The organism is Pseudoduganella rivuli, from assembly GCF_009674485.1.
Lineage (GTDB): Bacteria > Pseudomonadota > Gammaproteobacteria > Burkholderiales > Burkholderiaceae_D > Rugamonas > Rugamonas rivuli_B.
The window spans coordinates 20786-30566 of record NZ_WKJJ01000040.1 but is presented as its reverse complement, the minus strand read 5'-3'; the positions used below and the strand labels follow the sequence as shown (position 1 = coordinate 30566).

General features: G+C 63.8%; 6 protein-coding genes. 2 read left to right on the top strand and 4 right to left on the bottom strand.

Features of this window, described 5'->3' with window-relative positions; translation table 11 throughout:
* Nucleotides 1-259: 259 nt before the first annotated feature.
* Nucleotides 260-1843, bottom strand: a complete 1584-nt coding sequence (locus GJ700_RS34025; RefSeq protein WP_154382536.1) for an alpha-amylase — start codon at nucleotides 1841-1843, stop codon at nucleotides 260-262.
* Between the two features lie 272 nt (nucleotides 1844-2115).
* Here GJ700_RS34025 and rdgB point away from each other — a divergent pair, with 272 nt between their 5' ends.
* Together rdgB and hemW are read left to right on the top strand one after the other, a co-directional pair.
* Nucleotides 2116-2700 (top strand): RdgB/HAM1 family non-canonical purine NTP pyrophosphatase, encoded by a 585-nt coding sequence (rdgB, locus tag GJ700_RS34020; RefSeq protein WP_154382534.1) that lies wholly within the window; start codon nucleotides 2116-2118, stop codon nucleotides 2698-2700.
* A complete protein-coding gene (gene hemW / locus GJ700_RS34015) occupies nucleotides 2697-3983 on the top strand; it encodes a radical SAM family heme chaperone HemW (RefSeq protein ID WP_154382532.1) in 1287 nt (428 codons plus the stop codon). Before rdgB ends, hemW begins: the two co-directional genes overlap by 4 nt.
* Nucleotides 3984-3988: 5 nt before the next feature.
* Here hemW and GJ700_RS34010 read toward each other — a convergent pair whose 3' ends face one another.
* From GJ700_RS34010 to GJ700_RS34000, 3 genes are all read right to left on the bottom strand, one after another.
* Nucleotides 3989-5065 (bottom strand): patatin-like phospholipase family protein, encoded by a 1077-nt coding sequence (locus GJ700_RS34010; protein WP_154382530.1) that lies wholly within the window; start codon nucleotides 5063-5065, stop codon nucleotides 3989-3991.
* Nucleotides 5066-5178: 113 nt separating this feature from the next.
* Nucleotides 5179-6627: an efflux transporter outer membrane subunit gene (locus GJ700_RS34005; protein WP_308700736.1), complete on the bottom strand. Its 1449-nt coding sequence runs from the start codon at nucleotides 6625-6627 to the stop codon at nucleotides 5179-5181.
* Nucleotides 6624-9770, bottom strand: a complete 3147-nt coding sequence (locus tag GJ700_RS34000; protein WP_154382528.1) for an efflux RND transporter permease subunit — start codon at nucleotides 9768-9770, stop codon at nucleotides 6624-6626. Before GJ700_RS34000 ends, GJ700_RS34005 begins: the two co-directional genes overlap by 4 nt.
* Nucleotides 9771-9781: the final 11 nt, after the last annotated feature.

The following is a 9781-nucleotide window of genomic DNA, read 5'->3' as shown; positions in this document are numbered from 1 at the left end:
ATGCCGGCTGCCCCGGCGTCAAGGAAGATACACCCTTGACCCCGGGCCAGTCGGCGAATAGGCGGAGCACAGTTTGGAAAGAATTTGCTGACGTACCTGGACAAACTTCATAGAAGGGCGGCTTTTATAAAGCCGCCTGCTTGCATCGCGTTGACGCATGCATGGCGGCTTCCGCTGCGCGGAAACCGCCCTACGGTTTTAGCCACGTAGGCCGGATCAGCCGGCGCAGTCGGCGTAATCCGGTAACCGCGCCACCAGTTTAGTTGGTGTTCAAGCCATACTTCCCGGCCCGCACCCACACCGTGACTTTCGCCGGCGGCGCCTGGAAGTTGGCCCAGCCGCTGGCGTTGGCGCACACTTGCGACGCGACCGCGTTGGTGACGTCCGTGAAGCACTGGTTGGCGTGCGCGGTGCCCACGTACATCCACTTGTAGCCAGTCGTGCTCTGGTTATCGTTCATCAGCACGGCCAGGCCATACCAGTGTTGCGCATTGCCTTCGCGGGTCCAGCCCACCACGTCCGAATGGTCGAAGTAATCGTTCTGGTTGCCATAGGCGTGGAATTTGCGGGCTTTCATCAACTGGTCCAGCATCCACGAATGGTTGGCGACCTTGCCCGGCACGCCTTCATAATCGCCCAGGAACACGGTCGGGTAACCGCCCGAGCGCAGCAGGATGGTGGCGTACGCCATCGGCTTGAACCAGTCCTGCACTTTCGACGACAGGCCGCGGCCGTCGAGCGTGTCGTGGTTGTCGACGAAGGTGGCGGCGCGCGCCGGCTGCCACGACACCAGCGTGTTGGTCAGCAAGGAGCCCATGTCGAAGCTGCCATAAGCATTGCCGGCGGCCTGGAATTTCGCATGCAGCGGCACGTCGAACGCCGACATCGTGGTGGCCGAGCCGGGATTGACGGTATTGACGTAGCTGTTCAGGCGGTTGATGTCGCTGTCCCAGTATTCCGCCACCGCGTACGCGTTCGGCTTGCTGGTGGCGCTGCGCACGTACGACAGCCACTCGGGGAAGTAGGACGCCATGATGTGCTTGGTCGCGTCGATGCGGAAGCCGTCGAGCTTGGCGGTATTGGTGTACCACACGCCCCAGTCTTTCAAGTGCTGGCGCACGTCCGGGTGTTGGAAGTCGACGTCCGCGCCCATCAGGAAGTCATAGTTGCCGTATTCGGTCGATACTTCCGGGTCCCAGCCTTTGCCGGTGCCGCGGAATTTATAGATGCGGCAATTGGTGCAGCCATCGGCGCCCAGGTTTTGCGCGTAATCGGTGCCGTCGAAGTGGTACCAGTTCCAGCGGAAGTTGTTGTACTTGAGGGTGCCGTCGCCTTGCAGGCGGCCGGGGAAATTAAAGCTGGTCCACACTTGCAGGCTGACGTCGCCGCCATACTCCGAATTGCGGTTGTTCTGGTCGACCCGCACGCCGGTGGTCCATTCGGTGGTTTCCGCGCCCATCTTGTGGTTCAGCACGATGTCGGCATAGACCTGGATGCCGTTCGCGTGGGCAGCATCGATGGCGGCAATGTATTCCGCCTTGGTGCCCCAGCGCGTGCGCACGGCGCCTTTCTGGTTGAACTCCCCCAGGTCAAATAAATCGTAGACGGCATAGCCGACGTCATTGACGCCGCCGCTGCCCTTGTACGCGGGTGGCAGCCAGTACGCGGTGATGCCGCGGCTGGCCCACGCGGCCGAATTGTTCTTGACGCGGTTCCAGTGCTGGCCGTCGCCATTCGAATCCCAGTCGAAGTATTGCAGCATGGTGCCGTTGGTTTGCGCGCAAGCGGCGCCGGCGGACAGCGCCAGGGCGGCGCCAAAAATGAATTGCTGGATCTTTTGCATCGGTGTCTCCGTAATTGTTTCGTTGCGGTACTTAATCTAGTTTTGTTACGTCACAACGTTTGTATTGCGATTACAAAATTCCGTGTAGTCTCCTCTTATTCCTCCTGTGGCTGAATTCAATAATAAGTAGTTTCATTACATTTGTTCAAAAAGTAAACCGGATTGTTACAAACTGTGGTGCGCAATACCCAGTTCCAGGCGGCAATGGGCGAGGCGCGGGGCGGTGGCGGCGCGGTACAATACATCCTTTGAAATTTCAGCCGGAACCCGTCATGACCCAAACCCTCGTCCTCGCATCGAACAACAAAGGCAAGCTCAAGGAATTCAATGAATTGCTGGCCACCGTCGGTTTCGACGTGCGTCCGCAGGGGGAATTCGACGTGCCGGAAGCGGAAGAGCCGTTCGCGACGTTCGTGGAAAACGCGCTGACCAAGGCGCGCCATGCGTCGCGCCTGACGGGCTTGCCGGCGCTGGCGGACGATTCCGGCGTCTGCGTCAATGCGCTCAAAGGGGCGCCGGGCGTGTATTCGGCGCGCTATGCGGGCGAGCCGAAATCGGACGCCGCCAACAACGCCAAGGTCATTGCCGACCTGGCGCAGCATGCGGACAAGTCCGCGTACTACTACTGCGTGCTGGTGTTCGTGCGCCACGCGGACGATCCGCAACCGGTGATTGCCGATGGCCGCTGGCATGGCGAAATCATTGCGGAAGCGCGGGGCGAAGGCGGTTTCGGCTACGACCCGCACTTCTACATCCCGTCGCTGGGCAAATGCGTTGCGGAACTGGCGCCGGAAGAAAAGAACCGCCTGTCGCACCGCGGCCAGGCGTTGCGCGTGCTGGTGGAAAAACTGAAATGATCCCGATCAAAGTTGTCGGCGCGGGTTCGCCGAACACGGCCTCGAACGCCACCCCTAAACCGGTCGATGCGCCGGCGTCCGGCTATGCCGGCGCGGCAGGCGCCGCGCTGAATTATCTGCAGCCGGGCGCGCTGAACCTGACCGCGCTGCCGCCGCTGTCGCTGTACATCCACTTCCCGTGGTGCGTGCGCAAGTGCCCGTATTGCGATTTCAATTCGCATGAAGCGCAAGACCGCGCGTTCCCGGAAGACGACTACCTGGCCGCGCTGCGCACCGACCTGGAAATGGCGCTGCCCCTGATCTGGGGCCGCAAGATCCACACCATCTTCATCGGCGGTGGCACCCCCAGCTTGATGTCCGCAAGCGGACTGGACCGCTTGATGTCGGACGTGCGCACGTTGCTGCCGATGGATGCGGACATCGAGATCACGATGGAAGCCAATCCCGGCACGTTCGAAGTGGAAAAGTTCAAGTCGTACCGCGCCAGCGGCATCAACCGCCTGTCGATCGGCATCCAGAGCTTCAATGCCGAGCATTTGAAGGCGCTGGGCCGTATCCACGACGGCGGCGAGGCGCGCCGTGCGGTGGAAATCGCCCATTCGACGTTTGACAACTTCAACCTGGACTTGATGTACGGGCTGCCGACGCAGACGCTGGAGCAAGCCCGCACCGACATTGAAACCGCGCTGAATTTCAAGCCGCCGCACCTGTCGCTGTACCACCTGACGATGGAGCCGAACACGGTGTTCGCCAAGTACCCGCCGGTGCTGCCGGACGACGACGCCAGCGCGGACATGCAGGACATGATTGCCGAACTGACCGCCGCACATGGTTACGGCCACTATGAAGTGTCGGCCTACGCGCAGCCTGGCCGCCAGGCCCGTCACAACTTGAATTACTGGACCTTCGGCGATTACCTCGGCATCGGCGCCGGCGCCCATTCGAAGATTTCATTCCCGCACCGCGTGTTGCGCCAGGCCCGCTACAAGCAGCCCAGGACTTACATGGAGCAGGTCAGGGCGGGCAGCCCCGTGCACGAGGAACGAGAACTCGGCCGCGCCGACATGGGCTTCGAATTCATGCTGAACACCCTGCGCCTGCGCGACGGCTTCCCGCCGCAACTGTTCCCCGAGCGCACCGGCCTGCAAATCAATGCCATCGACAAGGCGCTCAATGCGGCGGAAGCCAAAGGCTTGCTGGTGCGCGACCACATGCTGATCAAGCCGACCGAACTGGGGCAGCGTTTCCTCAACGATTTGCAGGAAATGTTCCTGGGAGAGTAAGGGGTTTAAGCGAACCCCTTAACCACCCGCAAATCCGGCTTCTCCACCCACTTCGCAAACGCTTCCGCCATGCGTTCGCTTTCACCGATGGCGGTTTGCCAGTCGCGGATGCGGGTGTCGTGGTTCTGTCCGTAGGCCTTGAAATCGGAACGGTCCGGCAGCTTGCCGTTCGGCAGGCGCGCCAGGAAGGCGGGCGATGGCGACACCAGCACGACGTTTTCCAGCGCTTCATCGCGGGCGCGGCGCCACGGCATGGATTTATCCAGCCATCCCGGCACGATGTGATCGGAAAAATGCGGGTACAGTACCAGGCCGGGATCGCGCTGGTAGGGCAGATGCAAATGGTAGTCGATCAGGCCGCCGTCCCAGTAAGCGCCCGGCGGCGCGCCGGGGATGCCGGTGACCGCTTCCAGCACCAGCGGGATCGAACCCGACGCCATCAGCGCGCTGTGCAGGTTGGCTTCGGACAGGCCGACAAAGTGGCCCGCAAACGCGTCGAACGAGCGCTTCAGCCAGGCCGCATCGTCGCGGTGGTCATGGAAAATCACGCGCTCCATCGCGCCCGCCAGGCGGTCGCGCGACATGGCATTGCCCAGCGCCGCGCGGATAAAACCGGACATTTCACGCCAGCGGCTGCCGGCGGCATTGGCCAGCGGCCCGGCGCCGCGTACGGTGATCACGGACAGATGGTAATCCGGGTTGGCCAGCATTTCCGCGCCGCGGCCATCGAGCAAATCGTCCAGCAGTGCGCGGCAGGTGCGGCTGACATAGGCGGCATCGACTTTGGCCGGATAGCGCTGGTGGGCGTACAGGTGCGCCAGGCGCTTGTGCGCGGCGACGGGATCGGCGAAGGTGCTGGCCGCCATGCGCCACGCGCCGATGGAGGCGCCGATCAGGCGGCGCTGGCGCGGGGCCTGTTTGAAAAAGTCGCCAAACATCCACAGGTCCATACCGTTCAGGATCAAGCCTTTCGGTCCGCCTGCGGCGGCAGGCACGATGGCGACGTCGGCCGCCTGGAAGCCTTCGCGCTGGATGCGCTGGCGGGCACGGTTGCCGATGCGGATGGTGATGGGGGATTGCATGGTCGGAATGGAGCGGATAAAAAGCTATTGTACGCCTGGCCGCAGGCGTCAACGCGAGGAGCATGGCGGCTTCGCTGGCGCGAAACCGCCCTGCGGATTTAGGGTCGCGTGCGTTATTTCACGCCGCCGCCCAGCGCCTTGTACAGGTCGATGGCGCTGGTTGTCCGCAGCAGGCGCGCTTGCACCAGCGACTGTTCCGCGCTGAACAATTCGCGCTGCGCGTCCAGCACGTCGAGCGAACTGGCCACGCCGTTTTCAAAGCGCAGGGTCAGCAACTTCAGGCGCTCGGCCTGCGCTTCCTGGATGGCCCGCTGCGCCGTCACCTGGCTGCCCAGGTAGGTGCGCGCGGCCAGCGCGTCGGCCACGTCGCGGAACGCGGCCTGGATGGTTTTCTCATAGTCGGCCACCGCGATGTGCTTGCGGGTTTCCGCCAGCGACAAATTGGCCTGGTTGCGGCCGGCGGCAAACACCGGCAACACCAGTTGCGGCGTGAACGACCACGTGCCGCTGCCGCCGTCGAACAAGCCGCCGAAGGTCGGGCTGGCGCTGCCCAGCGCGGCGGTCAGGCTGATGCGGGGGAAGAAGGCCGCGCGGGCCGCGCCGATGTTGGCGTTGGCGGCCAGCAGGCGCTGTTCGGCGGCGCGGATGTCGGGACGGCGCGCCAGCAAATCGGACGGCAAGCCTTCCGGCAGCGCGCTCATGGCGTCAAGCGCGGGATCGGACAGCAGGGCGGACAGCGTACCGGCGCCGCTGGCCGGAACCGGTTCGCCCACCAGCAATGCCAGCGCATTGGCTGCCTGCGCCCGCTGGCGCGCCAACGTCAGCGCGGCCGCGCGCGCGGTTTCCATCAGTGTTTCATTGGACCGCAAATCCAGCCGCGACGACGCGCCCGCTTCCAGGCGCTGCTGCGTCAAGCCATAGGTTTTCGCACGCGCATCGTAGGTGCGTTGCGCCAGCGCCGCCTGTTCGGCCAGCGCCCGCTCCGTGTAATACGCTTTCGCGGTTTCCGCCACCACCGTCAATTGCGCCGCCACCCGCGCTTCATCGGTGGCGAGGTAGGATGCCAGCGCCGCATCGGACAGGCTTTTCACGCGGCCGAAGAAATCCAGCTCGAACGCGGGGATCACCAGGCCCGCATCGGCGCGCTGGCCCACCACGGCCTTGCCGCTCGGCGACAAGGCGGCAGGCGTGCGGGAACGGGCTTCGCTGACATTGGCGTTCACATTGGGCAGCCGGTCCGCCGATTGCACGTCATACAGCGCCCGCGCTTCTTCCACGCGCAGCGCCGCCGTGCGCAAATCGCGGTTGTGTTCCAGCGCGGCGGCAATCAGCTGTTGCAGGCGCGGGTCCGTGAAGTAGTCGCGCCAGCCTGTGTCATACGCGGCCTTGCCTTGCGGCGCGGCAGAAGGGGTATTGCCCGCGATGGCGGGCAGGGCCGGATAGCTGTCCGCCACGGGCGCGGCGGGACGTTCATAACGCGGCGCCATGGAACAGCCTGACAAGGCGCCGCCCAGTACGGCAATCGTCAATACAGGGAACAGTTTTACGTTCATCGGTTTCATTTGGCCGGGTTCTCCGGTAAATCCAGTTCATGCGCAGCCAGCCGGCGCTGGCGCTCGCTGCCCTTGAAGATGCGGCGGATCACGACGAAGAACACCGGCACCAGGAACACGGCCAGCACGGTGGCGGTAATCATGCCGCCCATCACGCCGGTGCCGATGGCGCGCTGGCTGGCGGAACCGGCGCCGCTGGCCACCACCAGCGGCAACACGCCGAGGATGAAGGCCAGCGACGTCATGATGATGGGGCGGAAGCGCAAGTGCACCGCTTCCAGCGTGGCTTCCACCAGCCCCTTGCCCTGCGCCTGCAAATCCTTGGCAAACTCGATAATCAAAATCGCGTTCTTGGCGGACAGGCCGATAATCGCAATCAGGCCCACCTTGAAGTACACGTCGTTCGGCAAGCCACGGATGGTGGCGCCCAGCAGCGCGCCCAGGATACCCAGCGGCACCACCAGCAGCACGGCAATCGGAATCGATTCGCTTTCGTACAGCGCGGCAAGCACCAGGAAGGCCGCCAGCATCGACAGCGCGAACAGGGCCGGCGCCTGCGCACCGGAAGTTTTTTCTTCCAGCGACTGGCCGGTCCATTCGATGCCGAAGCCGGGCGGCAATTGCTGCGCCAGCCGTTCGATTTCCGCCATGGCTTCACCCGTGCTGTAGCCGGCTTGCGCGTCGCCGCTCAGGCGGATGGCGGGGTAGCCGTTGTAGCGCACCAGTTGCATGGCGCCCGTCACCCATTGCGATTTGGCGATGGACGCCAGCGGCACCATGGAACCGGACGCGCTTTTCACGTGGATGCGCAGCAAATCTTCCGGCTGCAGCCGGCGGGCGGCATCGGCCTGCGCAATCACGCGCTGTTGGCGGCCGCTGGACGTGAAGTCGTTGACATAGCTGGAGCCGAACGCCACCGACAGCGCATTGTTAATGTCGGCAAACGACACGCCCAATGCATACGCTTTTTCGCGGTCGATATCGAGTTGCAGCTGCGGCGCATCTTCCAGCCCTTCCGGGCGCATGCTTTTCAGGACCGGGCTTTTCGCCGCCAGGCCCAGCAACTGGTTGCGCGCCGCGATCAGCGCCGCATGACCCAGGCTGCTGCGGTCTTGCAGGCGCAGCGTGACGCCGGTGGCGTTGCCCAGTTCGCGGATCGGCGGCGGGCTGAGCGCAAAGATGCTGGCGTCGGCAATGCCGGACAAGCCTTTGAATGCGCGCTGCGCGACCTTGTCCGCCGCATCTTCCGGACCCCGCTCATCCCAATCCTTCAGCGGGATGAACACCAGGCCCGCGTTCTGGCCATTGCCGGAAAAGCTGAAGCCCGCCACGGCAATGGTGCGCGCCACGGCGGGTTGCTGGCGCAGGTAAGACTCGACTTTTTCCAGCACTTCTTCCGTGCGGCTCTTCGACGCGCCGGCCGGCAATTGCACGTTGGCGATGATGTAGCCCTGGTCTTCGTTGGGCAGGAACGATGACGGCAGGCGCACGTACAGCCATGCCACCACGCCGCAAATCAGCGCGAACACGATCATGTAGCGGCCCGTACGCGTCAGGATGCGCGCGATGAACCCCTGGTAACCGCTGGCGGTGGCGGCAAAGCGGCGGTTGAACCAGCCGAAGAAGCCCCGTTTTTCATGGTGACCGGCTGGAATCGGTTTCAGCAAGGTGGCGCACAGCGCCGGCGTCAGCGACAGCGCCATCAGTGCCGAGAACACCATCGACGACACCATCGACAGCGAGAACTGGCGGTAAATCGCGCCCACGGCGCCGCCAAAGAACGCCATCGGAATGAAGACGGCAATCAGCACCAGCGTGATGCCGATGATGGCGCCGGTGATCTGTTCCATGGCCTTGCGGGTGGCGGCGCGCGGCGACAAGCCTTCCTCGCTCATGATGCGCTCGACGTTTTCCACCACCACGATGGCGTCGTCGACCAGGATGCCGATCGCCAGCACCATGCCGAACATGGTCAGCACGTTGATGGAGAAGCCCGCCAGCTGCATGACGGCGAACGTACCCAGCAGCGCGACCGGCACCACGATGGTGGGAATCAGCGTGTAGCGGAAATTTTGCAGGAACAGGTACATCACGAGGAACACCAGCAGCACGGCTTCCAGCAGGGTTTTCACCACTTCCTCGATGGAGATTTTCACGAACAGCGACGTGTCGTACGGGATCGTGTACGTCAGGCCGGGCGGGAAATATTTCGCCAGTTCGTCCATCTTGGCGCGCACCAGCGTGGCGGTGGCCAGCGCATTGCCTGTCAGCGATTGCTGCACGGCGATGGCGACGAACGGCTTGCCGTTCAGGCGCGCGCTGATGGCGTTCGACGCGCCCGCCATTTCAATCCGCGCCACGTCGGACAGGCGCACGGTGGCGCCGCTGCCGGCGCCGCGCAGCACGATGCGGCCGAATTCCTCGGGCGACGTCAATTGTCCCTGCACCACGACAGGCGCGGACCAGGTTTGCGAACGGGGGGAGGGCAAGTCGCCCAGCGTACCGGCCGTCACTTGGGCATTTTGCGCGCGGATGGCGGCCGTCACGTCGGCCATCGACAGCTTGTAGCCGACCAGCTTGTCAGGGTCGATCCAGATCCGCATCGCGCGCTCGGTGCCGAACAACTGGGCCTGGCCCACGCCCGGCAGGCGCTTGATTTCATTGACCACGTTGCGGGCCAGGTAATCGCCGATGGCGGCCGTATCCATCGATCCGTCGGTGGACGACGCGCCGACGAACATCAGGATATTGCTGCGCGCCTTGTTCACTTGCACGCCTTGCTGCGTCACGGCCTGCGGCAGGCGCGACTCCACGCGCTTGATGCGGTTTTGCACGTCCACCGCAGCCAGGTCCGGGTTGGTGCCGGGCTGGAACGTCACGGTGATGCTGACCGAACCGCTGGCTTCGCTTTGCGACTCGACGTATTGCAAGCCGTCCGCGCCATTCATTTCCTGTTCGATCACGCTGGTGACGGCGTCGTCCAGTACCTGCGCCGTGGCGCCGGGGTAATTGGCGGAAATGACGATGGACGGCGGTGCGATGGTCGGATATTGCGCCACTGGCAGCGACGTGATCGCCAGCATCCCGCCCAGCAGGATGAACAGCGCGATCACCCACGCAAAGACGGGGCGGTCGATAAAGAATTTTGCCATCTGGTCTCCCG

Excerpts from the sequence above, each read along its gene's own strand:
- GJ700_RS34005 (WP_308700736.1), bottom strand. The coding sequence starts at position 6,627 with ATGAAACCGATGAACGTAAAACTGTTCCCTGTATTGACGATTGCCGTA.
- GJ700_RS34025 (WP_154382536.1), bottom strand. The coding sequence starts at position 1,843 with ATGCAAAAGATCCAGCAATTCATTTTTGGCGCCGCCCTGGCGCTGTCC.
- GJ700_RS34010 (WP_154382530.1), bottom strand. The coding sequence starts at position 5,065 with ATGCAATCCCCCATCACCATCCGCATCGGCAACCGTGCCCGCCAGCGC.
- GJ700_RS34000 (WP_154382528.1), bottom strand. The coding sequence starts at position 9,770 with ATGGCAAAATTCTTTATCGACCGCCCCGTCTTTGCGTGGGTGATCGCG.
- hemW (WP_154382532.1), top strand. The coding sequence starts at position 2,697 with ATGATCCCGATCAAAGTTGTCGGCGCGGGTTCGCCGAACACGGCCTCG.
- rdgB (WP_154382534.1), top strand. The coding sequence starts at position 2,116 with ATGACCCAAACCCTCGTCCTCGCATCGAACAACAAAGGCAAGCTCAAG.